Annotated in this window: 31 protein-coding genes; 13 read left to right on the forward strand and 18 right to left on the reverse strand. The window is 68.8% G+C overall.

Going from position 1 to position 25,199, the window contains the following annotated elements; genetic code table 11:
* Positions 1-4: 4 nt before the first annotated feature.
* The gene (locus tag COC42_RS08760; RefSeq protein WP_096342743.1) at positions 5-688 is read right to left on the reverse strand and encodes a response regulator transcription factor; all 684 of its coding nucleotides are present in this window, start codon (positions 686-688) and stop codon (positions 5-7) included.
* Between the two features lie 20 nt (positions 689-708).
* Positions 709-1,026, reverse strand: coding sequence for a hypothetical protein (locus COC42_RS08765; protein ID WP_342747297.1), 318 nt, complete (start codon positions 1,024-1,026; stop codon positions 709-711).
* A gap of 133 nt (positions 1,027-1,159) precedes the next feature.
* On the opposite strand from COC42_RS08765, the gene COC42_RS08770 reads away from it, so the two are divergent.
* Positions 1,160-2,935 (forward strand): ABC-F family ATP-binding cassette domain-containing protein, encoded by a 1,776-nt coding sequence (locus COC42_RS08770; RefSeq protein ID WP_096342744.1) that lies wholly within the window; start codon positions 1,160-1,162, stop codon positions 2,933-2,935.
* Positions 2,936-3,065: 130 nt separating this feature from the next.
* On the opposite strand, the gene dapD is transcribed toward COC42_RS08770, so the two are convergent.
* The 3 genes from dapD to COC42_RS08785 form a co-directional block, all read right to left on the reverse strand.
* Positions 3,066-3,890, reverse strand: coding sequence for a 2,3,4,5-tetrahydropyridine-2,6-dicarboxylate N-succinyltransferase (gene dapD, locus COC42_RS08775; RefSeq protein WP_096342745.1), 825 nt, complete (start codon positions 3,888-3,890; stop codon positions 3,066-3,068).
* The gene (locus tag COC42_RS08780; RefSeq protein WP_096342746.1) at positions 3,887-4,549 is read right to left on the reverse strand and encodes a pyrimidine 5'-nucleotidase; all 663 of its coding nucleotides are present in this window, start codon (positions 4,547-4,549) and stop codon (positions 3,887-3,889) included. The genes dapD and COC42_RS08780 overlap by 4 nt, the downstream gene beginning before the upstream one ends.
* A 188-nt stretch (positions 4,550-4,737) precedes the next feature.
* Complete coding sequence (locus tag COC42_RS08785) at positions 4,738-5,028, reverse strand: 4a-hydroxytetrahydrobiopterin dehydratase (RefSeq protein WP_096342747.1); 291 nt, start codon at positions 5,026-5,028, stop codon at positions 4,738-4,740.
* Positions 5,029-5,125: 97 nt separating this feature from the next.
* Here COC42_RS08785 and COC42_RS08790 point away from each other — a divergent pair, with 97 nt between their 5' ends.
* Genes COC42_RS08790 through COC42_RS08800 form a run of 3 tightly spaced genes read left to right on the forward strand, consistent with a single transcriptional unit; the run spans position 5,126 to position 6,731 of the window.
* Complete coding sequence (locus COC42_RS08790) at positions 5,126-5,536, forward strand: metallopeptidase family protein (RefSeq protein WP_096342748.1); 411 nt, start codon at positions 5,126-5,128, stop codon at positions 5,534-5,536.
* A complete protein-coding gene (gene ccmA, locus COC42_RS08795; RefSeq protein ID WP_096342749.1) occupies positions 5,533-6,099 on the forward strand; it encodes a heme ABC exporter ATP-binding protein CcmA in 567 nt (188 codons plus the stop codon). The genes COC42_RS08790 and ccmA overlap by 4 nt, the downstream gene beginning before the upstream one ends.
* Complete coding sequence (locus COC42_RS08800) at positions 6,096-6,731, forward strand: heme exporter protein CcmB (protein ID WP_096342750.1); 636 nt, start codon at positions 6,096-6,098, stop codon at positions 6,729-6,731. The genes ccmA and COC42_RS08800 overlap by 4 nt, the downstream gene beginning before the upstream one ends.
* A gap of 58 nt (positions 6,732-6,789) precedes the next feature.
* Here the strand turns inward: COC42_RS08800 and COC42_RS08805 are convergent, their stop codons facing one another.
* The 11 genes from COC42_RS08805 to coxB all read right to left on the reverse strand — a co-directional run bounded on the left by COC42_RS08805 (position 6,790) and on the right by coxB (position 16,044).
* On the reverse strand, positions 6,790-7,065 hold the full coding sequence (locus COC42_RS08805) for a hypothetical protein (RefSeq protein ID WP_096342751.1): 276 nt from the start codon (positions 7,063-7,065) through the stop codon (positions 6,790-6,792).
* 57 nt (positions 7,066-7,122) lie between these two features.
* Complete coding sequence (locus COC42_RS08810) at positions 7,123-7,995, reverse strand: class I SAM-dependent rRNA methyltransferase (protein ID WP_096342752.1); 873 nt, start codon at positions 7,993-7,995, stop codon at positions 7,123-7,125.
* Entirely contained in the window at positions 7,992-9,389 is a 1,398-nt protein-coding gene (gene thrC / locus COC42_RS08815) for a threonine synthase (RefSeq protein WP_096342753.1), read from the reverse strand. Before thrC ends, COC42_RS08810 begins: the two co-directional genes overlap by 4 nt.
* Before the next feature lie 69 nt (positions 9,390-9,458).
* Positions 9,459-10,058 (reverse strand): SURF1 family protein, encoded by a 600-nt coding sequence (locus COC42_RS08820; RefSeq protein WP_176484598.1) that lies wholly within the window; start codon positions 10,056-10,058, stop codon positions 9,459-9,461.
* On the reverse strand, positions 10,055-10,450 hold the full coding sequence (locus COC42_RS08825; RefSeq protein WP_245843946.1) for a DUF983 domain-containing protein: 396 nt from the start codon (positions 10,448-10,450) through the stop codon (positions 10,055-10,057). Before COC42_RS08825 ends, COC42_RS08820 begins: the two co-directional genes overlap by 4 nt.
* A complete protein-coding gene (locus COC42_RS08830) occupies positions 10,447-11,346 on the reverse strand; it encodes a cytochrome c oxidase subunit 3 (RefSeq protein WP_096342755.1) in 900 nt (299 codons plus the stop codon). Before COC42_RS08830 ends, COC42_RS08825 begins: the two co-directional genes overlap by 4 nt.
* A gap of 51 nt (positions 11,347-11,397) precedes the next feature.
* Positions 11,398-11,934, reverse strand: a complete 537-nt coding sequence (locus COC42_RS08835) for a cytochrome c oxidase assembly protein (protein WP_096342756.1) — start codon at positions 11,932-11,934, stop codon at positions 11,398-11,400.
* A 1-nt stretch (position 11,935) separates the two neighbouring features.
* Positions 11,936-12,061, reverse strand: a complete 126-nt coding sequence (locus COC42_RS18080; RefSeq protein ID WP_281253084.1) for a hypothetical protein — start codon at positions 12,059-12,061, stop codon at positions 11,936-11,938.
* Entirely contained in the window at positions 12,058-12,966 is a 909-nt protein-coding gene (locus COC42_RS08840; protein WP_096342757.1) for a heme o synthase, read from the reverse strand. The genes COC42_RS18080 and COC42_RS08840 overlap by 4 nt, the downstream gene beginning before the upstream one ends.
* 202 nt (positions 12,967-13,168) lie before the next feature.
* Positions 13,169-14,854, reverse strand: a complete 1,686-nt coding sequence (ctaD, locus tag COC42_RS08845) for a cytochrome c oxidase subunit I (RefSeq protein ID WP_096342758.1) — start codon at positions 14,852-14,854, stop codon at positions 13,169-13,171.
* Positions 14,855-14,859: 5 nt separating this feature from the next.
* Complete coding sequence (coxB, locus tag COC42_RS08850) at positions 14,860-16,044, reverse strand: cytochrome c oxidase subunit II (RefSeq protein WP_096342759.1); 1,185 nt, start codon at positions 16,042-16,044, stop codon at positions 14,860-14,862.
* Between the two features lie 189 nt (positions 16,045-16,233).
* Here coxB and pyrE point away from each other — a divergent pair, with 189 nt between their 5' ends.
* From pyrE to maiA, 6 genes are read left to right on the forward strand one after another with little or no spacing between them, the layout of a single operon-like run.
* On the forward strand, positions 16,234-16,818 hold the full coding sequence (gene pyrE / locus COC42_RS08855) for an orotate phosphoribosyltransferase (RefSeq protein WP_096342760.1): 585 nt from the start codon (positions 16,234-16,236) through the stop codon (positions 16,816-16,818).
* Positions 16,815-17,153 carry a serine hydrolase gene (locus COC42_RS08860; protein WP_096342761.1) on the forward strand — a complete coding sequence of 113 codons (339 nt, stop codon included), beginning with the start codon at positions 16,815-16,817 and terminating at the stop codon, positions 17,151-17,153. The genes pyrE and COC42_RS08860 overlap by 4 nt, the downstream gene beginning before the upstream one ends.
* Entirely contained in the window at positions 17,150-17,878 is a 729-nt protein-coding gene (locus COC42_RS08865; protein ID WP_096342762.1) for a pyridoxine 5'-phosphate synthase, read from the forward strand. Before COC42_RS08860 ends, COC42_RS08865 begins: the two co-directional genes overlap by 4 nt.
* Positions 17,875-18,288, forward strand: a complete 414-nt coding sequence (acpS, locus tag COC42_RS08870) for a holo-ACP synthase (protein ID WP_096342763.1) — start codon at positions 17,875-17,877, stop codon at positions 18,286-18,288. The genes COC42_RS08865 and acpS overlap by 4 nt, the downstream gene beginning before the upstream one ends.
* Positions 18,288-19,160, forward strand: a complete 873-nt coding sequence (gene lepB / locus COC42_RS08875) for a signal peptidase I (protein WP_096342764.1) — start codon at positions 18,288-18,290, stop codon at positions 19,158-19,160. The genes acpS and lepB overlap by 1 nt, the downstream gene beginning before the upstream one ends.
* Positions 19,157-19,786, forward strand: a complete 630-nt coding sequence (gene maiA, locus COC42_RS08880; RefSeq protein WP_096342765.1) for a maleylacetoacetate isomerase — start codon at positions 19,157-19,159, stop codon at positions 19,784-19,786. Before lepB ends, maiA begins: the two co-directional genes overlap by 4 nt.
* Here maiA and COC42_RS08885 read toward each other — a convergent pair.
* Positions 19,755-20,846: a glycosyltransferase gene (locus COC42_RS08885; protein ID WP_096342766.1), complete on the reverse strand. Its 1,092-nt coding sequence runs from the start codon at positions 20,844-20,846 to the stop codon at positions 19,755-19,757. The two genes, maiA and COC42_RS08885, sit on opposite strands and share 32 nt — an antisense overlap.
* 171 nt (positions 20,847-21,017) lie before the next feature.
* On the opposite strand from COC42_RS08885, the gene COC42_RS08890 reads away from it, so the two are divergent.
* Genes COC42_RS08890 through COC42_RS08900 form a run of 3 tightly spaced genes read left to right on the forward strand, consistent with a single transcriptional unit; the run spans position 21,018 to position 23,679 of the window.
* Positions 21,018-21,959 (forward strand): hypothetical protein, encoded by a 942-nt coding sequence (locus COC42_RS08890; protein ID WP_096343201.1) that lies wholly within the window; start codon positions 21,018-21,020, stop codon positions 21,957-21,959.
* Positions 21,956-22,486 (forward strand): DUF2141 domain-containing protein, encoded by a 531-nt coding sequence (locus COC42_RS08895; RefSeq protein ID WP_096342767.1) that lies wholly within the window; start codon positions 21,956-21,958, stop codon positions 22,484-22,486. Before COC42_RS08890 ends, COC42_RS08895 begins: the two co-directional genes overlap by 4 nt.
* Before the next feature lie 11 nt (positions 22,487-22,497).
* Positions 22,498-23,679, forward strand: a complete 1,182-nt coding sequence (locus COC42_RS08900) for a glycosyltransferase (RefSeq protein ID WP_096342768.1) — start codon at positions 22,498-22,500, stop codon at positions 23,677-23,679.
* A 69-nt stretch (positions 23,680-23,748) separates the two neighbouring features.
* Here the strand turns inward: COC42_RS08900 and COC42_RS08905 are convergent, their stop codons facing one another.
* Positions 23,749-25,125 (reverse strand): DUF2029 domain-containing protein, encoded by a 1,377-nt coding sequence (locus COC42_RS08905; protein WP_245843948.1) that lies wholly within the window; start codon positions 25,123-25,125, stop codon positions 23,749-23,751.
* Positions 25,126-25,199 lie beyond the last annotated feature (74 nt).

Below are 25,199 nucleotides of genomic sequence, written 5' to 3' on the forward strand. Positions count from 1 at the left end.
GCGCTCAGTCGGCCGCGGCCGGCGCGCCCGACGGATCGTCGAGGCTGTAGCCAAGGCCGCGGATCGTGGTGATGACGTCGGCGCCCAGCTTCTTGCGGATGCGCGTCACGAACACCTCGATCGTGTTCGAATCGCGGTCGAAATCCTGGTCGTAGATGTGCTCGATCAGCTCGGTGCGGCTGACCACCTTGCCCTTGTGGTGAAGGAGGTAGCTGAGGAGCTTGTATTCCTGCGCGGTCAGCTTGACCGGGTCACCCGCCTTGGTGACCTTGCCCGAGCGGGTGTCGAGGCGGATGTCGCCCGCGGTCAGCTCGGCCGAGGCATTGCCGGAGGCGCGGCGGATCAGCGCGCGCAGGCGGGCGATCAGCTCCTCGGTCTGGAAGGGCTTGGCGACGTAGTCGTCGGCGCCTGCATCGAGCCCCGCCACCTTGTCCGACCAGCTGTCGCGCGCGGTCAGCACCAGCACCGGCGCGGTCCGCCCCTCGCGCCGCCAGCGGTCGAGCACGGTTAGCCCGTCGATCTCGGGCAGGCCGAGATCGAGGATGATGGCGTCATATTGTTCGGTCGAGCCGAGGAAATGCCCCTCCTCGCCGTCGCTCGCGGTGTCGACAGCATAGCCCGCGCCGGTCAGCGTGTTCGACAATTGCTGGCGAAGGTTCGGTTCGTCCTCGACGATCAGCACGCGCATCGCGTTCCCCTAAAAGCTTTCTAGTTGCCCGAGCGACCGAGAATCTGCCCCGAACGCCCGTCCACATCGATCCAGATCAAGTTTCCATCGCGCAGGAACTTGAATGTGTAAATCGCGGTTCCCGAATCGAAGTCGAACCCAAGGTACCGCGCGTTCTTCATGCGCGGCAGGACGCGCCGCTCGAGCTCGCGCAGCGGCAGGATGCGGCCCTCCATGCGCGCCGCGCGCGCCGCCCGGTGGTCATTCTGGCGTTGCTCGGCAGCGGCCGCAGGCACACCGCCCGCCGCCGTCCACGCGCACGCCATCGCCACAAGAGCGCCAAGCCCCGTCATCCACATGCCGCATCGCATAGGGTCGTTGCGTTGAACAGCCTCTGAATAAATCCGTCACCTTGCCGCAACGCCAACGTTGCAGCCACGCCACAGCGGCCCATCCTTGCCGCCCCACGCCAAAGCCCCTAGGTGGCGCGCCATGGCCGCACCGGTGCTTTCCTACGAAGATCTCGGCCTGATCCAGGGATCGGGCTGGCTGTTCCGCAACCTCGACATCCATATCGGCGCGCGCGACCGACTGGCGCTGATCGGCCGAAACGGGGCGGGCAAGACGACGCTCTTGAAGTTGATCGGTGGTCGGCTCGACCCCGACGAGGGGCGGCGCACGATCGTGCCGGGCACCAATGTCGTGATGCTGGAGCAGGATCCGCAGGTGGCCGGCTGCGCGACGCTACTCGACTTCGTGCTCAAGGGCGACGACGCGCCGGCGCGGCACGAGGCGGAGGCGATCGCCGACCAGCTCGGCATCGATCTGAACCGAGAGGCTGCGACGGCGAGCGGCGGCGAACGGCGGCGGGCGGCGATCGCCCGCGCGCTTGCGCAGAAGCCCGACGTGCTGCTGCTCGACGAGCCGACCAACCATCTCGACATCACCGCGATCGAATGGCTGGAGGACTGGCTGGGCCGCTACACCGGCGCGTTCGTCGTCATCAGCCACGATCGCACCTTCCTGACCCGCCTCACCCGCCAGACGCTGTGGCTCGACCGCGGCGGCATCCGGCGGGCCGAGGTTGGCTTTGGCGGGTTCGAGGCCTGGACGGAGCAGGTGGCGGCCGAGGAGCAGCGGGCCGCCGAGAAGCTCGACGCGAAGCTGAAGCTCGAGGAGCACTGGCTCCAGCGCGGCGTCACCGGCCGGCGCAAGCGCAACCAGGGGCGCCTCAGCAAGCTCCTCGAAATGCGTGCCGAGCGCGCGGCGATGCAGGGACCACAAGGCGCCGCGGCGCTGTCGGTCGGCACCGACGATGCCAAGACCAAGGTGGTGATCGACGCCAAGCACGTGTCGAAGCGTTATGGCGACCGCACGATCCTCAAGGACCTTACCCTGCGCGTCACTCGCCGCGACCGGATCGGCATCGTCGGTCCCAACGGCGCGGGCAAGTCGACGCTCATCAAGCTGCTGACCGGCCAGATCGAGCCCGACACCGGCGAGGTGAAGCTCGCCAAGACGCTCGAACCCGTCATCATCGACCAGCAGCGCAGCCGCATGGCCCCCGAGAAGACGGTGCGCGAGGTGCTGGCCGATGGCGGCGAGTGGATCGACGTGCTGGGGGTGCGCAAGCACGTCCACGGCTATCTCAAGGAGTTCCTGTTCGCGCCCGAGCTGATCGATGCCAAGGTCGGCACGCTGTCGGGCGGCGAGCGCTCGCGCCTCCTCATGGCGCGCGAGTTCGCGCGGCCCTCGAACCTGATGGTGCTCGACGAGCCGACCAACGACCTCGATCTCGAAACGCTCGACCTGCTTCAGGAGGTGATCGGGGACTATGAGGGGACGGTGCTGATCGTCAGCCACGACCGCGACTTCCTCGACAGGACGGTGACGGTGACGCTGGGGCTCGACGGATCGGGCGTCGCCGACATGGTCGCGGGCGGCTATGCCGACTGGGACGCCAAGCGCCGCGTGCGCCAGGTTGCGGCGAAGAAGGCCGCACCGAAAGCCGCCGAGGTGGCGAAACCCAAATCGGCCAAGCTCAGCTACAAGGACCAGCGCGACTACGACCTGCTGCCCGCCCGCATCGAGGCGATCGACGCCGAGATCGCCAAGGCGGAGGCAGCGATGGCCGATCCCGACCTGTTCACCAAGAACCCGGCGAGGTTCGATGCGCTGATGAAAGACGTCGCGCGCCTGACCGGGGAAAAAGACGCCGCCGAGATGCGCTGGCTAGAACTCGCCGAACAGGTCGAGGCGCTGGGCTGATCCTCCTTCCCGGCATCGGGAGAAGGATCATGGAACATGGTGGAGAGGGATCGCCGCAAATGCTGCCTTGGCGGCCCGCCCCCTCCGTCACGCAGCGCGTGCTACCTCCACATACCGGGGAGGATCGGCTCTACGCCCGCAGCAGCTCGTTGATGCTGGTCTTCGCGCGCGTCTGCTCGTCCACCCGCTTCACGATGACCGCGCAGTAGAGCGCGGGCTTGCCCTCGCCACCACCCAGCGAGCCGGGCACGACGACGGCATATTCGGGCACTTCGCCCGTGATCACCTCGCCCGTCGCGCGATCGACGATCTTGGTCGACGCGCCGAGATAAACGCCCATCGACAGCACCGCGCCCTTTCGCACGATCACGCCCTCGGCCACCTCGGCGCGCGCACCGATGAAGGCGCCGTCCTCGATGATGACCGGATTGGCCTGAAGCGGCTCGAGCACGCCGCCGATTCCGGCGCCGCCCGAGAGGTGGACGTCGCGGCCGATCTGCGCGCAGCTGCCCACCGTCGCCCAGGTGTCGACCATCGTCCCCTCGCCGACATAGGCGCCGATGTTGACGAAGCTCGGCATCAGCACCGCGCCCTTGCCGATGAAGCTGCCGCGGCGCACGACGCTGCCCGGCACGGCGCGAAAGCCGGCCGAGCGGAAGGCGTCGGCGTCCCAGCCCTGGAACTTCGACGGCACCTTGTCGAACCAGTTGGCCCCGCCCGGACCCTCCATCACCTCGTTGTCGTTGAGGCGGAAGGAAAGGAGCACCGCCTTTTTCAGCCACTGGTTGACCGTCCACTGGCCGCCCTCGCCCGGCTGAGCGACGCGGACCTCGCCGGCGTCGAGCTGTGCCAGCGCCTCGCTCACAGCCTCGCGCACCTCGCCCGTGGTCGCGGTGGACAGCGCGGCGCGATCCTCCCACGCCGCCTCGATCACGCTCTGCAGTTGCTCGGTCATTGGTCCTCCCAAAGGTCGGTCAGCCACGCGGTCAGGTCGGTGGTGACGAAATCGATATGTGCGGCGTCGACGCCCACTTGCTCCGACCCGTTGTCGATCCAGACCGTGGTCATGCCGATCGCCTTGGCGGGTGCAAGATTGCGGGCCATGTCCTCGACGAACAGCGCGGTGGCCGGGTCGATGTCCCAGGCCTTGCAGAGGCCGTCATAGGCCGCAGCGTGCGGCTTGGGCAGATAGCCTGTCGCGTGGATGTCGTGGATCGCCTCGAAGCTCTCGTGCAGCCCCAGCCGGGACAGCACGCGCGTCGCATATGGCGCATCGCCGTTGGTGAAGACCAGCTTGCGCCCAGGCAGCCGCGCAATCGCCTCGACCAGCCGGTCGTTGGGGCTGAGCCGGTCCATGTCGACGTCGTGGACGAACGCGAGGAAGTCATGCGGGTCGATCGCCCGCTCGGCCATCAGCCCGGACAGGGTGGTGCCGTGCTCGGCGAAGTGGCGCTTCTGGATTGCGAACGCCGTTTCCCGGTCGCACCCCTCGAGACGACAGACATAGTCGGTGATCCGCGAGACAATCTCGCCGAACAGGTCAGCACCCGCCGGATAGAGCGTGTTGTCGAGATCGAAGATCCAGGTGTCGATGTGGCGCAGCCGCGGGTGCATGTCGCCGCGGGCTTTAGGGGGGAGCGGCAAAGGGGGCAACTGCCAGAACTTCCTCCCAACCGGGAGGCGGACGGCGACCGAAGGCGGGTTGCAGCAAAATTGGCACGGACGGACCGCGCGCGGCACGCTCCTTCACCGTGCGCCGCATGGTGCCCCTCCCCGTACCGGTGGGAGCGCTTAGTGAACCCTCAATCCACCAGCGCGTCGATCGCCTGCGCCATGTCGACGTCGCGTTCCGACAGGCCGCCGGCGTCGTGGGTCGTCAACAGGATGTCCACACGGTTGTACACATTCGACCATTCGGGATGATGATCCGCCTTCTCCGCAAGCAGCGCGACGCGCGTCATGAACGCGAACGCCTCCGAAAAATCCTTGAACGCGAAGTTTCGCGTGATCGCATCGCGCGCTTCGTCATGGTCCCAGTCGGGCAGCCCCTCCAGCGCCTCGACGCGCTCGGCCTCGCTCAATGCCTCGATCATGCCGCTCCCCTTCGACCCCAGTCGTTGCTTCTTCCAGGCGCGATTTCCGCGTCGGCAGGTGATTTCACCTGCCTCGAAATCGCTATATGCCCCCCTCATGGCCGAACCCGCCCCCGCTTGCCAAGTCGCCCCCGACGCTGCCGCGATCGAGGCGCTGGCACGGGCGACGCTCGCCCGCATCCCGGCGCCGTTCGCCGAGCACCTGACCAACGTCGTCCTGGTCGTCGAGGATTATGCCGATGACGAGACGCTCGACGATCTAGGCATCGAGGATCCGATCGAGCTGACCGGCATCTATCACGGGCGCCCGATCGGCGAGAAGTCGAGCTTCGACAGCGGCGGGATGCCTGACCGCATCCACCTCTATCGCCTGCCGATCCTGTGGGAATGGATCGAGACCGGGGTCGCGATCGATGCGCTGGTCCATCATGTCGTGGTTCATGAGGTCGGCCATCATTTCGGCCTGTCCGACGATGACATGCACGCGCTGGAGGCCGCGGCGGAGTGACCCTCCTCGCCTTTCACAACGTCGCCTGCGATCGTGGCGGACGGCGGCTGTTTGCGGGACTGAGCTTCGCGCTGCGCGCGGGCGAGGCGGCGCTTCTGACCGGGCCCAACGGCATCGGCAAGTCGAGCCTCGTCCGCCTCGCCGCCGGGCTGTCGGCGCCTGCCGCGGGCCGGATCGAACGCGGCGCACCGGCCGCGCTTGCTGGCGAGGCGGCGGCCCTCGATCTGGAACTGCCGCTGGCCGCTGCGCTCGGCTTCTGGGCGGGCCTCGACGGAACCAGAAACCGAGTAGAGCCCGCGCTCGCGGCCATGGGCATCGACCATCTCGCCGAGGTACCCGTCCGCTTCCTCTCGACCGGTCAGCGCAAGCGCGCGGCGCTCGCGCGCGTCATCGCCAGCGGTGCAGGCCTGTGGCTGCTCGACGAGCCGGCCAATGGACTCGACACCGCTTCGGTCGCCGCGCTGGAGGCGGCGATCGACGGGCACCGCGCGGACGGCGGCGCGGTGCTGGTGGCAAGCCATGTGCCCGTCGCGTTGCCCAACGCGCAGGACCTTCGCCTGTGAACGCCTTTGCCGCGATCGCCTGGCGTGAGCTGCGCCGCGCATGGGTTGGCGGCGGGGTGATGCTGCCGGTGGCGTTCTTCCTCCTCGTCTCGATCCTGTTTCCGTTCGCGGTCGGTCCCGATGCCAAATTGCTCGGCCGGATCGCCGGCGGCGTCGTCTGGTCCGCCGCGCTGCTCGCCGCGCTGATGCCGGTTGAGCGCCTCGTAGGCCCGGACGTGGAAGCCGGCGTGCTGGACCAGTTCGCGGCGCGCGGGCTGTCCGACGCGGGCGTCGCGCTCGCCAAGACGGCCGGTCACTGGCTGGGCTTCGGCCCGCCGCTGATGCTCGCCAGCGTCGTTGCCGCGGGGCTGCTCGGGATGGACGGGGCGACGCTGGTGCGGGTGTTGATCGGTCTTGCGATCGGCACGCCGGGGCTGGCCGCACTGGCGGTGGCCACGGGCGCCCTGACCGCCGGGCTGCGCGGCGCGGGTGCAGTCGCAGGGCTGGTGATGCTGCCTCTTGCCCTGCCGCTCCTGATCTTCGGCGCGGGCGAGGGGCCGGGCGCGGTCAAGCTGCTCGGCGCGGTGTCGCTGCTGCTGCTCGCCGGCGCGCCCTTCGTCGCGGGGGCGGCGATGCGGATGGGGCGGGGGTGATGCGCAAGTGGAAGCGCTTCTAATGGATCGCCTTCCCGCTCGCACTCGTCATTCGCGATTAAAAGACTCCGACCGCCCCGTCGGCCCAGACGGTCGCGACACCCGCCACCGCCGCCAGCGACAGCAGGACCCGCGCCCGCCGCGTCTCGCCGAACCGGATCGCCAACTCGATCGCGAGGCCCAGCCCGCCGAGCAGCACCGCCGCCGCGACGAAATCGAACGCGGTCCAGCGGACCTCGCTCGTCAGCATCATGGCAAGGACGGGAAGGAGGAAAAGCCCGCCGAGCGCGCCCCAGAGCAGCGCGCGCCAGCGATGGTCATGGGTCAGGGTCATCGCGGGATCTCCCGAAAGCGCGGCAATCCTCTCACGACCTGCCGACCGCGCCAAGCCTCAATCGTTCGACCAGCGTGCGAAGATCGCCGTCGGCAGTTCCAGCCCGCGCGCTTCCTCGCGCACCGTCAGCTCGCCAGCCTCGACCTTTCCCGGCAGATCGGCGAAGTGCTGGCGGACCAGCTCGCCGATCGCGATGGCCGACAGGCGCACGGCATAGACCGTCAGGAACAGGAAGCGGCTGTCGGCATCGAGCAGCCGTCGGCAATCGGCGATCAGCCCGGGCAGCCCCTCCTCGAGCTTCCACACCTCGCCATTGGGGCCACGGCCCCATTTGGGCGGGTCGAGGATGATGCCGTCATAGCGCCGCCCGCGCCGCACCTCGCGCGCGACGAACTTGCCCGCGTCCTCGACCAGCCAGCGAACGGGCTTGTCGGCCATGCCCGACAGCGCGGCATTGCCGCGTGCCGCCTCGACCGACTTCTTCGAGGCATCGACATGCACCATCCGCGCGCCCGCCGCCGCCAGTGCCAGCGTGCCGACGCCGGTATAGCCGAACAAGTTGAGGCATTCGGGCGCCGCCGCCCCCTCGATCCGGCCACGCATCCAGTCCCAGACGGGCGCCATGTCGGGAAAGAATCCGAGGTGCCGGAAGGGCGTGTTGCTCGCCGTGAACTTCGCCTCGCGCCACGCCAGCAGCCAGCCGCCCGCGGGCACCTCGGGCGAAAGCTGCCAGCGTCCGCCGCCATCCTCGTCGGCGCCGGGAATGAACTCGCCGTCAGCCTTCCAATCGTCCTTGGCAGGTGCCCACATCGCCTGCGGCTCGGGCCGGATGAAGCGGAAGCGGCCATAACGTTCGAGCTTTCGCCCGTTCCCCGAATCGATCAGCCCGTAATCGGCCCAGGGTTCGCCGGTGAGCGTGACGAGCGTCATCGCGCGCGCGGCTTCGCCCGCTCGGCGATGTACGCCGTTACCGCCGCGAACGTCGCGGGAAGCACGTCGTAGCGCTCCTCACGCTCGAACAGGTCGCCGACGCGCGGCGGAAGCGCGGGGCGGACGCCCACCGCCCGCTCGACCGCATCGACGAATTTCGCCGGATGCGCGGTGGCGAGCGTCACCATCGGCGCTTCGCCCTTGAGCGCAACTGCCGCCGCGTAGCCGATCGCAGTATGCGGATCGAGGACCTCGCCCGCCCCCTCGTGCGCACCCGCCATCGCCGCGGCCATGCCGCTCTCGTCGATCGCGATGCTGCGGAACAGCGAGGCGGCGCCCTGCGACTGCGCATTGGTCAGCCGCATCGCCCGCGTCGATTCGAACCCCGCCATCTGTGCCGAGATCGCTCCGCCATCGCGATCAGCGAGATCGTGAAGCAGTCGCTCGAAATTGGAGCTCACCTGGATGTCCATTGACGGCGTCGCAGTCGGCGTCACCGTGCCGCTCGAATAGTCGCCCGACGACAGTGCGCGGTGGAGGATATCGTTGACGTTGGTGGCGACCACCAGCCGCTCGATGGGGAGGCCCATCTTCGCCGCGACATAGCCAGCGAACACGTCGCCGAAATTGCCCGTCGGCACGCTGAACGCGATCGGCCTCTCGGGCGCGCCGAGGCGGACGGCGGCGTAGAAATAATAGACCACCTGCGCCATCAGCCGCGCCCAGTTGATCGAGTTGACCGCCGACAGCTTGAAGCGCGTGCTGAAGGCGGAATCGCGGAACATTGCCTTGACCAGCGCCTGAGCGGTGTCGAAGTCGCCCTCGATCGCGATGTTGTGGACGTTGGGGGCGAGCACCGTCGTCATCTGCCGCCGCTGCACGTCGCTGACGCGGCCATGCGGGTGGAGCATGAAGATGTCGACGCCGATCCGCCCCGCCAGCGCGTCGATCGCCGCCGAGCCCGTATCACCGCTGGTCGCGCCGATCACCGTCAGCGGCTCGGTCGCGCCTTTCAGGAACCGCTCGAACAGCAGCCCGACAAGCTGCAGCGCCACATCCTTGAACGCGAGCGTGGGGCCATGGAAAAGCTCGAGCAGCCACTGGTCGTGATCGAGCTGGACGAGCGGCGTCACCGCCCGGTGCGCGAACCGGCCATAAGCGGCGGTGCAGAGCTCGCGCAGCTCGTCCTCGCTCAAACTGCCCGCGACGAACGGCGCCATCACGCGCACTGCCGTCTCGACATAGTCGAGGCCGGCGAGCGCGGCGATCTCCTCCCGAGTCAGGCTCGGCCACGCCTCGGGCACGTAGAGCCCGCCGTCCGCCGCCAACCCCGCCAGCGTCGCGCCCTCGAAATCGAGGACCGGCGCGCTCCCCCTGGTGCTCACATACCGCATGGCCGGATCGCTTAGGCGCGCGGGGGCCGCTGGGCAATGCAAGGGTTGATTGGGCCGCGCGTGGCGGCGCTATCGCCGCCGGTGCAGCGCAAAGGCGTAGATGACGAGCGCGAGACCGGCAAAGGCGAACCACTGGACGGCATAGGCGAGGTGGTTGTCGGGTACGCTCGCAGGGTCGGGCGCACGGCTCGCCGACAGGCCGGGCGCAAGCGCGGTGGCGGGAACGATCATCGGTTTGAGTTCCGGGCGCGCACCGAACAGGCGTTCGAGGAACGAGGTCGCGTCAGGTGCGCGGGTCAGGATGCCGCGCACGAAGCCGCCGGTCCAGACGGGCGTCAGCCGCGGGTCGCTGGCGACGCCGAGATCGACCACGAACCCCTCGCGGCAGGTCACGAGGAAGCGATAGCCGCTCGCGCCGCCTGAACTGCGCCCGGCCGAGCGCGTCGGCGGCGTGGGCGCGGTGCAGGTGGCGGTGACGCGGGAGAACAGCGTCTCATCGGGCGTCGGCAGCGCCAGCGCCCGCTCGGGCAGCGCGGCGTTGCGAGCGAAGCTGGCGAGCAGCGCATGCTTCGCCTCGCGCCGCTGAAGTTGCCAGAGGCCCAGACCCACCATCGCCGCTGCGGCGAGGACCACCACCAGCGTCGCGAGCACCGGCACGCGGCGGGTCACTTCAGCCGCCCCTCGCCCGCGCCGTTGCGCCATTCGAGCGCGGCGAGCGCCGCCTTGGTCCAGCGCGTCGTGATCGTGACGGACACGAGCGTCAGCGGCAGCCACAAGGCGACATGCACCCACCACGGCGGCTGATACGCCAGCTCGACGACGATCCCCAGGATCGTGACGATCGTGCCGATGCCGAGCGTCAGGAACGCGGCGGCGCCGTCGCCGACGTTGAACGCGCTGAAGTCGAGGGAGCAGCGTGAACACCGATCGGCAAAGCGCAGTACGCCCGCGAACAGCGACGGCGCGCCGCAGCGCGGGCACAGGCCGCGCGTCGCCTGAACGAACAAGGGGGCCGGCGCACCTTCCGGCACGCCGACCCCCTGATGATCCTCGGTGCTCAACCGCCGTGCGTCGGCGCGCCCCAGCCGCCCCAGACATAGACGACGACGAACAGGAACAGCCACACCACGTCGACGAAGTGCCAGTACCAGGCCGCCGCCTCGAACCCGAAATGCTGGCGCGGGGTAAAGTGGCCGCGATAGGCGCGGACGAGGTTGACGATCAGGAAGATCGTGCCGACCGCGACGTGGAAGCCGTGGAAGCCGGTCGCCATGTAGAAGGCCGAGCTGTAGTTCGACTTGCCGAAATCGAACGGCGCGTGCGCATATTCATAGGCCTGGATGCCGCTGAACAGGAGGCCGAGCAGCACCGTCAGCCACAGGCCCTTGAGCACGCCGTCGCGATTGCCGACGCCGATCAGGCCCCACAGACCCGTCTTCTCGCCACCACGCTCGTTATGGATCAGCGCGTGGTGCGCCCAAGTGATGGTCGTGCCCGACAGGAGCAGGATGAAGGTATTGAGCAGCGGGAACTCGAAGGCGTTGATCACCTCCATGCCCTTGGGCGGCCACTGCGCCACCGCATCGGCAGCGACCGAGACCACCCCCTCGGCATATTCGACCGGCACCGGGAACAGCGTATAGTCGAAGAACGCCCAGAACCAGCCGAGGAAGAACATGACTTCCGAGGCGATGAACAGGATCATGCCGTAGCGCAGGTGGAGCTGGACGACGGGAGTATGGTCGCCGGCATGCGCCTCGCGCACCACATCGGCCCACCAGCAATACATGGTGAAGAGCACGCCCGCGAGCCCGGCGAGGAACAGCCAGCCGCCGCCCACCGCCTCGTGCATCCACATGATGCCGCCCGACGCCATGCCCAGCGCCGACAGCGAACCGATCAGCGGCCACGCGCTGGGGGGCAGAATATGGTAATCGTGGTTCTTGGCGCCGGCCATCTACTCGTCCCTGTCCTTCTCGCCCTTTTCAGGCAACGCTTTGAGGGTGCTCTAGCTTGCCTTTTTACCCGAATCCACCGGGTAAAAGGTGTAGCTCAAGGTGATCTCCTGCACGCTCGCCGCATCGGGATCCTCGGCGATGGCGGGGTCGACGAAATAGACAACCGGCATGCGCACTTCCTCGCCGGGCTTCAGCGTCTGCTCGGAAAAGCAGAAGCACTGGATCTTGTTGAAATACTTGCCCGCCTGATCGGGCGTGACGTTAAAGGTCGCGGTGCCGGTGACGGGCTTGTCGCTGAGGTTCTTCGCGGTGAAGAACGCCATCTTGCGTGCGCCGAGCGCCGCTCGCTCGCTCCGCTGTTCGGGCGCGAACCGCCATGGCATGTCCTTGGACACGTTGCTGTCGAATGCCACGGTGACGATCTTGCCTTGCACCGCGCCGGGAGCGGCATCCGCCTTTTGCGTCGTGCCATTGAAGCCGGTGACCTGACAGAAGACGCGGTAAAGCGGCACGCTGGCAAAGCCGAGGCCGGTCATGCTGGCGACGCCGATCACGGCGAGCAGGGCGGTGCGGGCGTTGCGATCCATTTCAGTGCGTCATCTTGACGATGCTGATGGCGAAGACGAGCAGCACGAACGCGCCGAGCAGCAGCGCCATGACCTTCGCCCGGCCGCCCTGCCGCGCGCGGATCACCCGTTCCTCCTCCGGGCTCATGCCAGCACCCAGCGATCGGCGACCAGCGCGCCGAACAGGATGAAGAGATAGAGAATCGAATATTTGAATAGCTGCTTCTCGGGCTTCATGCCCTCGTCGCTGGTGCGGAAGGTGACGACTGCGGCCATCGCGGCGAAGATCGCCGTGGTCGCGACCGCGACGCTGCCATAGATCCACCCGGTCAGCGCCAGCGGCCAGGGCGCGATCGCCGCCACCGCCATCGGCACGGTGTAGAGCCCGATCTGATGGCGCGTTACCCGCTCACCCGCGACCACCGGCAGCATCGGCACGCCGGCATTGCCGTAATCGGTCTGCACGAACAGCGCGAGCGCCCAGAAATGCGGCGGCGTCCAGAGGAAGATCAGCGCGAAGAGGAGGACAGGAAGGAGCGTCACGTCGCCCGTCGCCGCGGCCCAGCCGATCATCGGCGGGAACGCGCCCGCCGCGCCGCCGATGACGATGTTCTGCGGCGTCCGGCGCTTGAGCCAGACGGTATAGACCATGACGTAGAAGAGGATCGAGACGAGCAGGATCGCCGCCGCCACCCAGTTGGTCGCCAGCCCCATCAGCACGACCGAAAAGCCGCCGAGGCCGACGCCGAAATGCAGCGCCGACTCGCGCGCCATCCGGCCTGCGGGCAACGGACGGGCGCGCGTCCGCTTCATCAGCGCATCGATGTCCGATTCGTACCACTGGTTGAGCGCGCCTGCCGCGCCCGCCGCCATCGCGATGCAAAGGATCGCGGTGAAGCCGATCACCGGATGCACGCTGACCGGCGCCGCAAGCAGCCCGCACAGTCCGGTGAAGACGACGAGCGTCAGCACGCGCGGCTTGGTCAGCGCGACAAAATCGCGCCAGTCGGCGACCGGCGGCGCGGCCGACAGGGGCGTGACGGTGGGGGTCATGGGCGCTTCCCATAACGTCAAGTAGCGCGAGGGGGAAGAGACGTGGGTTAGCGACCTGTCACCATACACAGGTCCGTCGTCCCGGCACGGGTACTGCCGCGATCCTGGTACGCCGCCTTGCCTACCCGATCCCCTCGCTGCGAACGAAAGCGGGCGGCCCCTTCGGACCGCCCGCTTCGATGATCGGTCGCTGATCTTCCGATCAGTGGCGCTTGCCGTCCTCGATCACGGGCAGCGTCTCGAACTGGTGGAAAGGCGGCGGGCTCGAGAGCGTCCATTCGAGCGTCGTCGCGCCCTCGCCCCAGGGATTGCCATCGGCCTTCCGCCCCGCGAACAGCGAGTAGAAGATGTTGACCAGGAAGATCACCACGCCGATCGCCATGATGCCGTAGCCCACGCTGGCAATGTGGTTCCAATAGGCGAAGGCGTCGGGATAGTCGGGATAGCGCCGCGGCATCCCCTGCAGACCCAGGAAGTGCATCGGGAAGAACAGCACGTTCACGCCGACGAAGAACACCCAGAAGTGCAGCTGGCCGAGCAGCTCCGAATACATCCGCCCCGACATCTTGGGGAACCAGTAATAGAAGCCCGCGAACAGCGCGAACACCGCCCCCAGCGACAGCACATAATGGAAGTGCGCGACCACATAATAGGTGTCGTGCATGTAATCGTCGACGCCGCCATTGGCGAGCACGACGCCGGTCACGCCGCCGACGGTGAACATGAAGATGAAGCCGATCGCCCAGACCATCGGGGTCTTGAAGCTCATCGAGCCGCCCCACATCGTCGCGATCCAGCTGAAGATCTTGATGCCCGTGGGCACCGCGATCACCATCGTCGCGGCGGTGAAGTACATCTTGGTGTTCACCGAGAGGCCGGTGGTGAACATGTGGTGCGCCCACACGACGAAGCCGACCACGCCGATCGCGACCATGGCATAGGCCATGCCGAGATAGCCGAAGACGGGCTTGCGGCTGAAGGTCGCGACGATCTGGCTGACGATGCCGAAGCCCGGCAGGATCATGATGTAGACTTCGGGGTGGCCGAAGAACCAGAACAGGTGCTGATAGAGCACCGGATCGCCGCCGCCGGCCGGATCATAGAAGGTCGTGCCGAAATTGCGGTCGGTCAGCAGCATCGTGATCGCCGCGGCCAGCACCGGCAGTGCGAGCAGCAGCAGGAAAGCGGTGACGAGGACCGACCAGACGAACAGCGGCATCTTGTGCAGCGTCATGCCCGGTGCGCGCATGTTGAAGATGGTGGTGATGAAATTGATCGCGCCCAGGATCGAGCTGGCGCCCGACAAATGGAGCGACAGGATCGCCATGTCGACTGCCGGCCCCGGCGATCCATAGGTCGAGAGCGGCGCATAGACCGTCCAGCCCGTCCCCGCGCCCGAGCCGAAGAAGGGCGAGGCAAGGAGCAGCAGGAACGACGGCGGCAGCAGCCAGAACGAGATGTTGTTCATGCGCGGGAACGCCATGTCGGGCGCCCCGATCATGATCGGCACGAACCAGTTGCCGAACCCGCCGATGATCGCCGGCATCACCATGAAGAACACCATGATGAGGCCGTGCGCGGTGATGAGCACGTTCCACAGGTTCAGCGCCTGGTCGAACGTCACGTCGCCGCCCGACAGCATCGCCGCCCAGGTCGGCAGATACTGGACGCCCGGCGCCGCGAGCTCGGCGCGCATCAGGCCCGAGATCGCGCCGCCCACGATCCCCGCGAAGATCGCGAAGATCAGGTAGAGGGTGCCGATGTCCTTGTGGTTGGTCGACATGAACCACCGGGCGAAGAAGCCCGGATGGTCGTGCGCCGCGTCATGGTGATGACCATGATCGTGATGTGCCTGAAAGGCGCTGGGATTGAGTGCGGTGTCGGTCATGGTTCTCAGTTTTCCGTCCGACCGCTGCCGCCGGCGACGCCTTCGGCAGACTGATTGGAAGTCACCGCCTGGGCGGCGGCATCGACGGTGGGGGCGGTGCCGGTCGCTGGCGTCGCGGTGTCGTCGGCATTGTCGGCCGCCGGCTGCGGCACCGGCGCGGCCGACGGGGCAGCGGCCGCGCCCGGCATTGTGCCGCCCTTCGACGCGACCCAGCGCGCGAAGACCTCAGGGGCCACCGCCTCAACAGCGATCGGCATATAGGCGTGGCGCGCACCGCACAGCTCGGAGCACTGGCCGAAATAGAGGCCGGGCTCCTTAATCGTGAAGCTGGTCTCGTTGAGGCGGCCGGGCACCGCGTCAAGCTTCACCCAGAAGGCGGGCATCGCCCAGCTGTGGATCACGTCGTTGGCGGTGGTGATCAGGCGGATCGGCACGCCGACAGGCAGGACGATGCGGTTGTCGACCGCCAGCAGGCGCGGGCCGTCGGCGGCGGTGCGATAGCGCTGGCCCGCGGGCACCTCGCCCTGCTCCTTCAGCATGTTCGCCGTGACCGAGAAGCCGCCATGGTCGGGGAACTCGTAGCTCCAGAACCACTGGTTGCCGATCGCCTTGAGCGTCACGGCGTTGGCGGGGGCGGGCGTGTACTGCGCCGCGAGCAACCGGATCGACGGGATCGCGATCAGCGCAAGGATGATGACCGGCGCGGCAGTCCAGATCACCTCGATCAGCGTGTTGTGGCTGGTCTTCGACGGCGTCGGGTTGGCCCCGCGACGATAGCGGATGACGACCCAGCCGAGCAGCGCGAGCACGAACAGCGAGATGATCGTGATGACCGGCAGCAGGATGGCGTTGTGGAACCACTTGGCGCCCTCGCCCAGGTCCGTCGCCTGATGCTGGATGCCGATCGCGCGGTCGCTCGGCTGGCCGATGCCGTCGCGCGGGGTCAGCAGCGGCTGGCCCGAGGCGCTGAGCGTCGGGTCGGCGGGCTTGGCCACGGCGGCGGGGGCCGGTGCGGTCGCGGGCGAGGCCGCAGGCGCACCGGCGGCCGGCGCACCCGGCGCGGGCGCGCTCGACTGAGTCGCGGCGGGCGCATCGGCAGCGGCGGTCGGCGGCGGCGTCTGCGCCGCGGCGCCGCCGGCCAGGGCCAGCGCGCCTGCCAGCGCCAAAATCGTCAGTCCCTGTTTGCGCATCGTCTCAGGTCATCCCACATGCTTGTCGACGGGCGCGGCGCGCGCGCCCAAACGCCCGGCGAAGGACGCTTCTTTTCGGGCCTATACGCAGGCTTTCCGTCAGCCTCAAGCGCCGCTGCACCCCTTCTTTGGACCAAGGTCAAAGCGCCGTGTTGCCGCCGCGCGCCGCGCGTCTTAATCAGCCGGTCGATGACTGACGACGAGATCCTTGCCGAGTTTCGGGCCGCCGACGCGCTGCTGGAGGGGCATTTCATCCTCTCCTCGGGGCTGCGCAGCCCGCGCTACCTCCAATGCGCGCGGGTGCTGATGGACCCGCGGCGGGGGGCCCGGCTGGCCGAGGCGCTGGTTGGGCGCCTGCCCGCCGAGCTTCGCGAGTCGATCGAGGCAGTCGTGTCGCCGGCAATGGGCGGGGTGATCGCGGGGCACGAGATGGGCCGCGCACTGGGCGTGCCGGCGATGTTCCTTGAGCGGCCGGAGGGGGTGTTCGAACTCCGCCGCGGCTTTCGCCTCGCCCCCGGCACGCGCGTGCTGATGATGGAGGATGTCGTCACCACCGGGCTGTCGAGCCGCGAAGCGATCGCCGCGATCGGCCGTGCCGGCGGTCAGGTGGTTGCGGCGGCCAGCCTGGTGGACCGCTCGGGCGGCACGGCCGAACTGGGCGTCCCCTTCCACCCGCTGATCCGGATCGACGTGCCCACCTACACCGCCGACGCGCTCCCGCCCGAGCTCGCGGCGATCCCCGCGATCAAGCCCGGGAGCCGGGCGGCGGCATGAGCGTCGCGCTCGCCCTCGCCGCATCGGCGCTGGCCGCGCAGGCGGGACCGGCCGCGGTCGTGGCCCGCGCCGGGATCGGGACCGACGCCGACGTGCTGGTCGCCCGCTACCTTCCCGATTTCAAGAGTGCGAACGCCGGCACCGTCACCATCCGCCAGCTGCTGCGCCACCAGTCGGGGCTGCCCAATCCCGACGATACCGCCGCCGATCCCGAGGCGACGCCCGCCTATTACACCGCCGCATACAAGGGCAGCCGCGATCCGCTGACCGGCTATTGCGCGGGGCAGGGCAAGGGCTTCTCCCACGACCTTCTCCCAGCGGCAGCCTGTCCATGACAAGCGACCTTCGCCTCGGCGTGAACATCGACCATGTCGCGACCGTCCGGAATGCGCGGGGGTCGGGCTATCCCGACCCCGTTCGCGCGGCGCTGCTCGCCGCCGAGGCGGGGGCGGACGGCATCACCGCGCATCTGCGCGAGGACCGGCGGCACATCACCGACGACGACATTGCCCGGCTGGCGGAGGGGCTGACGATTCCCCTCAACCTCGAAATGGCGGCGACCGAGGAGATGCTGGGCATCGCGCTTCGCCACCGCCCCCACGCTGCCTGCATCGTGCCAGAGCGGCGCGAGGAGCGGACGACCGAGGGCGGGCTGGATGCCGCGGGCCATCTCAACCACCTGGCGCCGATGGTGAGCGAGCTCACCGCCGCCAACATCCGCGTCTCGCTCTTCATCGAACCCGACCCGCGCCAGATCGAAGCGGCGGTGCGCCTAAAGGCGCCCGTCGTCGAGCTCCACACCGGCCGCTATTGCGAACTCACGGGCGAGGCGCAGGTGGCGGAACTCCGCCGCATCGCCGACGCCGCGGCGCTCGCCGCCAAGAACGGGATCGAGGTGCATGCCGGCCACGGTCTGACCTTCGACAATGTCGTCCCGATCGCCGCGATCCCGCAGCTGCGCGAACTCAACATCGGCCATTTCCTGATCGGCGAGGCGATCTTCGACGGGCTGGGACCCGTGGTGCGGCGGATGCGCGCGCTCATGGACGAGGCACGGTGATCATCGGCCTCGGCTCCGACCTCTGCAACATCGAGCGCATCCAGTCTTCCCTCGACCGGTTTGGGCAGCGCTTCCTGGATCGCGTGTTCACCGAACGGGAACAGGCAAAGGCCGCGCGCCGGCCCTTCACCCGCGCCGGCACCCTCGCCAAGCGATTCGCCGCCAAGGAGGCGTTCTCGAAGGCCGTCGGCACCGGGTTCAAGGCCGGCGTGTTCATGCGCGACATCGGCGTGGTGAACGCCCCCAGCGGCGCGCCGACGCTCGCGTTGACCGGAGGTGCAAAGGCGAGGCTTGACGCCCTGACGCCCGAGGGCCACTTCGCCCGCGTGCATCTGACGCTGACCGACGATCATCCCTGGGCACAGGCGTTCGTCGTGATCGAAGCGGTGCCGATGGAGATGAAGGCCTGATGGCATCCGACGATCTGGCGTTGAACAACAACGAGGCGCTGCCCGCCGCGCCCACCAAGAAAAAGGATGGAGGCTGGCTCGCCGAGCTGCGCAGCATCGCGGTGCTCATCCTCGTCGTGCTCGGCTTCCACAGCTTCGTGGCCAAGCCCTTCTACATCCCGTCCGAATCGATGATGCCGGGGCTGCTGGTGGGCGACCGGCTGGTGGTGACGAAGTATCCGTACGGCTATTCGTTCATCTCGCCGACCTTCCACCTTCTCCCGCCGATCGCCGGGCGGCTGTTCGGCCGGCTGCCGACGCGCGGCGACGTCGTGATCGTCACACCGCCGGGGTCGCGAACCGATTACATCAAGCGCGTCATCGGCCTGCCCGGCGACACGATCGAGATGCGCGGCGGCCAGCTGTTCATCAACGACACCGCGGTGGCGCGCCGGTCGATGGGCGAGCGGCTGATCCCCGTCGATGCCAACACGCGCTGCGACCCCGACCATTATCCCGGCGCGCTGGTCCGCGGCGACGACGGCAAGCCCTATTGCCGAATCGCCATCTGGCGCGAGACGCTGCCCGGCGGCGCGAGCTACGACACCGCCGACATCGAATACAGCTACGGCGACGCCTATGGCCCGGTGACGGTGCCCGAGGGGCATGTGTTCCTGATGGGCGACAATCGCGACAATTCGGCCGACAGCCGCTTCCCGCTCGACCAGGGCGGGCTGGGCGGGCCGGTGCCGTGGGAGAATATCGGCGGCCGCGCCGAGTTCATCACCTTCTCGCTCGACGGAACGGCCAGCTGGAACCCGCTGAGCTGGTGGGGATCGCTGCGGCCGGGCCGGACCGGCCTGTCGCTTCATCCCGAACGGCCGGCGTCGTGAGCGGCTACGTCCTCCACGACTATTACCGCTCCTCGGCGAGCTACCGCGTCCGCATCGCGCTCAATCTGAAGGGCGTGGACTATAGGCGCCACGACGTTTCGCTGCTCGACGGGTCGCAGCGCAGCCCCGAGCATCTCGCCCGCAGCGCGCAGGGATTCGTTCCCGTGCTCGAGCTGCCGGGCGGACGGATGCTGACGCAGAGTCTCGCGATCATCGACTGGCTCGACGCCGCGCACCCCGAGCTGCGGCTGACCCCCGCCGACCCGCTCCTCCGCGCCGACGGGATGGCGCGCGCGCTGATGATCGCGTGCGATATTCACCCGCTCAACAATCTGCGCGTGCTCAAGCGGCTCAAGTACCAGTTCGACGCTGACGACGAAGGCCGCAACGACTGGTATCGGCACTGGGTGGCCGAGGGGCTTGCCCCGCTCGAGGCAATGGCAGGCAACGGCCGGTTTCTCGGCGGCGACGCGCCCGACGTGTCGGACGTCTGCCTCGTGCCGCAGCTGTTCAATGCGCGCCGCTTCGACCTCGACCTTTCGCCCTATCCGCGGCTGACGTCGATCGAGGCGGCGATGCTGGCGATCCCCGCGGTCAGCGCCGCGCACCCCGACGCCGTCGCATGACGAGGTCGTCGAACAGCGCCAGATAATCGCCCGCCGGATCGCCTGCCGCGCGAACGGGAGCAGGACGCACCGCGCCCGGGGCCAGCCACTGGTTCAGCGCCGCGACCAGCGCCGCCGCATCGTCCCGCGCGACGATCGTTCCCTTGGCCGGCGAATCGATGAGCTCGGGGATCGCGACGCTCGAGTCGCTCGAGACGACGGGCGTTCCCTCGCCCAGCGCCTCGCGCAGCACGCCCGGCACCCCCTCGTGGTCGGAAGTGAGCGCCACCACCGCCGCGGCGGCCATCGCCGGCAGCGGATCGGCGGCGTGCCCGGGCAGAAGCACGCGCCCGGCGACACCCAGCGCCGCGGCCTGCGCCATCAGTGCGGCGCGCTCGCCCCCCTCGCCCAGGATCGCCAGCGTCACGTCGGGCGGCAGGTGCGGTACCGCCGCCACCAGCCGATCCCAGCGCTTCTGCGGCACCAGGCGACCGACGCCGAGCACGAAGCGCCCCGGCGGCAGCGCAACCGGCCAAGCGTCCGTCCGACGACGCGCCGGCGGGTTGGCGATGACGCTGATCCGATCGGCCGGCATCCGCATCACCCTGTGCGCTTCGGCCGCCGAGGCGGGTGACATCGCGACCAGATGGTCGAGAAATGCCGCATGCAGCCTCAGCCAGCGGCGATAGCCGAGATCGGTGAGGCCCCGATGCGTCCCCTCCAGCGCGTTCGACAGCTTGGCAATAATCGGCGCGCGAGCGAACGGACGCATCAGCGCGGCGACGCCGGTATAATGGTTGCCCGGGCATAAGATGAGGTCGGGCCGAAGCGCCCGCACCTGCCCGTTCGCAGCGCGGACGAGCGCGCCATAGCCGCCCCCGCCGCCATGAACCACCGTCACGCCCGGCGAAAGCTCGGCCGAAAGCGGCCCGCTCGCGTCGCCGATCACCAGCGTCACCCGCCGGCCCCGCGCCGTCCATTCGCCCGCCAGCCGCAGCAGCACGCGCTCGACCCCGCCGCCCTTCAGCGTCTGCGCGAACGAGAGGATGTGCCCCGCGGGCGCGGGGGATGGAATGGTCATGGGCTTGCCTTGTGCCCTGCAAAAGCCCAAATCGTCGCGCAATGGAACCGCAATCCGCCGCTAGGGAGCGGGGAGAAGCGGCCGACTGGGGGCCAGTGCGGACGTGCGCCGGTAGCCGCGGCGCACGCCTTTTCGTGTGAAGTCATGGCCCTGAACGGAACGATCGACCCCGTGAAGCAACCCGAAATTGGCGTCTATCCGGCGGCGACGCCGCCCGGCATTGCGGTGCCCGAGATCGAGGCGCTTGAACCGATTCGGCAGATCCGTTCGCGCTGGCCGGCGATCCTCGGCGCGCTGCTCAGCGTCGCGATGGTCGTCGGTCTCGGGATCGAGCTGTTCGGCGAGGGGCTGCTCGCGCTCGAACGCTCGGTGCCGACGCATCCCGGTTTCTACCTCTGCTTCCTCCTCCTCTACATGTCACCCCCAACCTTCGACTATGTCATTTTCCGGCGGCTGTGGCGCATACCGCTGTCGGGCCTGATCGCGCTCCACAAGAAGCGGATCGCGAACGAGGTGGTGTTCGGCTATTCGGGCGAGGCCTTCTTCTACGCCTGGGCACGGCAGCGGATGAAGATGGTCGCCGCTCCCTTCGGCGCGGTCAAGGACGTGTCGATCCTGTCGGCGATCGCCGGAAACGCGATCACGCTCGGCATGATTGTCGTCGCACTGCCCTTCGCCTCGGGCCTGCTTACCCCGGACCAGTTTCGCACCCTCGCCTGGTCCACCGTTGTCATCATCGGCATGTCGCTGCCGTTCCTTCTCTTCTCGCGCCGCGTCTTCTCGCTCGAGAAGCGCGACCTGTGGTGGGTGTTTGGCATCCATTGCGTCCGCCTCCTCTGCGGCTCGACCCTCATCGCCCTCGCCTGGCATTTCGCGATGCCCGAGGTGTCGATCGGCATGTGGCTGTTCCTCGCCGCCGGGCGGCTGCTGGTGTCGCGCCTGCCGCTGGTGCCCAGCAAAGACCTTCTTTTCGCCAATTTCGCGATCATACTGATCGGCCAGGGGGAGGCGCTTTCGGAACTGGTGGCACTGACGGCGGCGTTCACGCTGCTGATGCACGTCGTTCTGATCGTCGTCTTCGGCCTCATTGCCGTGACGAGGAAAGATCGATGAAGTCCATGTCCACCCTGCCGGCGCTCGCGCTGGCCGTCGCCGCCTTCACCGCGCCTGCGGGCGCGCAGGCCGACATGCTGGGCAGCGACCGCGCCGCGTGCCTCGGCGGCGGCGGCCCCGCCATCCGCGTCAACGTCCTCGGCCTGAAGGACCGGAGCGGCCGGCTGAAGCTCGAGCTTTATCCCGCCAATGAGGAGGATTTCCTCAAGGACGACCGCGACCTCATCAAGGAGGGGAAGTTCTTCCGCCGCGTCTGGGCCGACACGCCCGCCGACGGCCAGGTGGCAATGTGCATCAAGGCGCCGCGGCCGGGCCGCTATGCCCTGCTCTTCACCCACGACCGCGACGGCCGAAACAAGTTCGACTTCTGGAAGGACGGCGCGGGCTTTCCGAGCAACAAGCGCCTTGGCCGCAGCCGCCCCAAGCTTGTGCAGGCGGTGATCGAGGTGGGCGCGGGCGTGACCACCACCAACGTCCGCGCGCAGTATCTGCGCGGTCTCGGCGGCTTCGGCCCGGTTGGCGGCTGAGCAGCACGGCCATGCGCATCGTCGACGTCAACGAATTCTACTCGCCGACCGGCGGCGGCGTGCGCACCTATATCGACCGCAAGATGGGCATCCTCGCCGATCTCGGGCACGAGTTGATCGTCATCGCCGCGACCACCGAACCCGACTGGGTCGAGGAACGCCCCGGCGGCGGCCGCATCTTCTGGGTGAAGGCGCTGCCGATGGTGGTCGACAAGAATTACTGTCTGTTCTGGGACGGCGAGCCGATCGTGCGGCTGCTCGATCAGCTCAAGCCCGACGTGGTCGAGACGAGCTCGCCCTGGCGTCCGGCGACGATCGTTGGCGACTGGCAGGGGGATGCGGTCAAGGTCTTCTTCGCGCACAACGACAATATGGCCGCCTATCCGCTCCGCTGGTTCGAGGGGCTGGCGAGTCCCCGCAACATCGAGCGGGCGTTCGGCTGGTACACGCGCCGCTACGACCGGTTCCTGGCGCAATTCGACGCCTTCGTCACCAACGGCCCGGCGCTCGCCAAGCGGTTCACCGCCCGCGGGCATCGCGTCCACGCCTCGATGCCGCTCGGCATCCCGCGCGGCGTCTTCTCGCCGGGCAAGCGCGACGAGGAGTTGCGCCGCGCGCTGCTCGCGCAGATCGGCCTGCCGCCCGAGGGGCACCTGCTGCTCGGACTCGGCCGGCACCACCGCGAGAAGCGCTGGCCGCTGGTGATCGACGCGGTCGAGCGCGCGGGCGCCGAGCTGCCCGTGGGGCTGATCCTGCTGGGCGACGGACCGGAGCGTCGGGCGCTCGCGAAGCGCGTCGCGGAGAGCCCGCATGTCCGCCTGTTCCGCCCCGTCTACGACGCCGATCGCTTCACCCGCATCCTCGCGAGCGCCGACGCGCTGATCCACGGCTCCGACGTCGAGCCGTTCGGCCTCGTCGCCTCCGAGGCGCTGGCGAGCGGCCTGCCGCTGATCGTGCCCGACGAGGGGGGCTGCGCCGAGATCGCCGAGCCGGCCTTTGCCGAAACCTATCGCGCGCGCGACGCCCGCTCGGCGGCGGAGGCGATCGGCCGCCTGTTCGCGCGCGAGCCGCGCCTTTTGCGCGCCGCGAGCGTGGCAGCGGCGGCGAGGGTGCGCACCGACATCGACCACGCCCGCGACCTTGTCGCCTATTACGAGACGCTCTTGGCGGCGCGGCGGACACGCGCCGCCTGAACTCGACCCGGCGTCATCCAAGCGAAGGCCGACAGCCAGCGGCCCCAGCTTTCGCTGACAGGGCGAATTTCAGCGGGGCGGGGCCCAGAGCCGGAAACGTGCCGACACCGGAACCTGCCGCCACCCCTGCCCCCGCGCCCATGCTTCCAGCGGGGCCTCCAATGCATCGTCGCCGCTGGTCCACTTTCCCTCGCCCCCGACCAGGATCGCCGCCGGCGGCCGGGCGGCGAACTGTGCCGCTAGCGTGCGCGGCGTGACGATCCGCCGCGCACCTTCGTCGGCAGGCGACAGGAAGCGACGAATGCGGAAGGCGAACGGCCCGGTGGCGAAACGCGAGTCGGGATCGGCGACGAACTGCGGCGACAGCGTCGCGACGGGACCACGTCCCGCCAGGACGCGCGCGATCGCCGCTCGCTCGCGCATCGCAGGCAGGATGCCGCCGCCCTGTACCAAGGCGATCAGGCTGGGCGTCAGCCCCGCCGCGACCAACGGCACCACCGCCAGCCGCATCGTCCGCGTCGGCACCGCGCGCTGGAGCCCCAGTGCCGCCATGACGAACAACGGCGGCAGCGCAGGCAAAAGATATTGCCGCCAGGTCGGCTCGGGCAGCAGCGCTGCCGCGAAACCTGCCAACGCGAGCCAGGGCCAAGGCCCCGCCGCCGCCCGTCCGCGCCACGCCGCGACCAGCGCCAGCAGCGCCGGCCCCAGCGCCAGGAACTTCAGCGTGTCGACCACCTTGGCCGCCAGCGACAGCTTCCACGGACGGCCGGCGTAGAAGTCGGCCGGCGCCTTGGCCGGGAAGGTGAGAATGCCGAACAGCGCATCGGCCGGCGCGAGCCAGCACAGCCAAGCGACGAGCGCCGCGGGCAGCAACGCGCCGAGCGCCACCCAGCCCGGCCGCTTCTGCCGCCACAGCACCCAAAGCCCGAACGCCGCGGCGGGCAGCGCATAGCTGATCTTTGCTGCCGCCGCGCCGGCGAGCAGCAAGCCCGCGGACAGGGCGTTGGTCCGCGTGCGATCCCCCGCCATAGCCACCATCGCGCCCGCCAGCATCGCCGCGGGTAGGGCATCGTTGCGCGCCATCGCCGCGCTGAAGAGCAGGATGTCGCACGCCGCGAGGCCCAGCGCCGCGATCAGCGCCATTCGCTTGCCCGCCCCCGCTCGCCGCGCCGCCACGAACACGCCGACGACGGTCAGCCACCCGAGCAGCGCATTGATAAGTCGCAGTGCCAGCCAGGCCCATACCCCGGCCAGTGCGGCCACGGGCGCAAACAGAAGTGGCTGGAGCGGGGTCTGGAGATAGGCATAGTCGCGATAGGGCAGCAGGCCCTTTGCGGTCAGCGTCGCGGCGGCGACATATTGGCTCTCGTCGTGATCGACCGGCCGCGCCATCGCGAGCGCGAGCAGCAGGATCAGCAATAGCAGCAGGATCGGGCGGGTGCGCACCTGCGCCCCTTAACGGCGCTGTCACGCAGACGCCACATGCCCGCGCCAAGGATCGCGGCACCCGTTTCGAGGAC

The sequence above is a fragment of the Sphingomonas spermidinifaciens genome (assembly GCF_002351485.1).
GTDB lineage: Bacteria > Pseudomonadota > Alphaproteobacteria > Sphingomonadales > Sphingomonadaceae > Sphingomonas > Sphingomonas spermidinifaciens.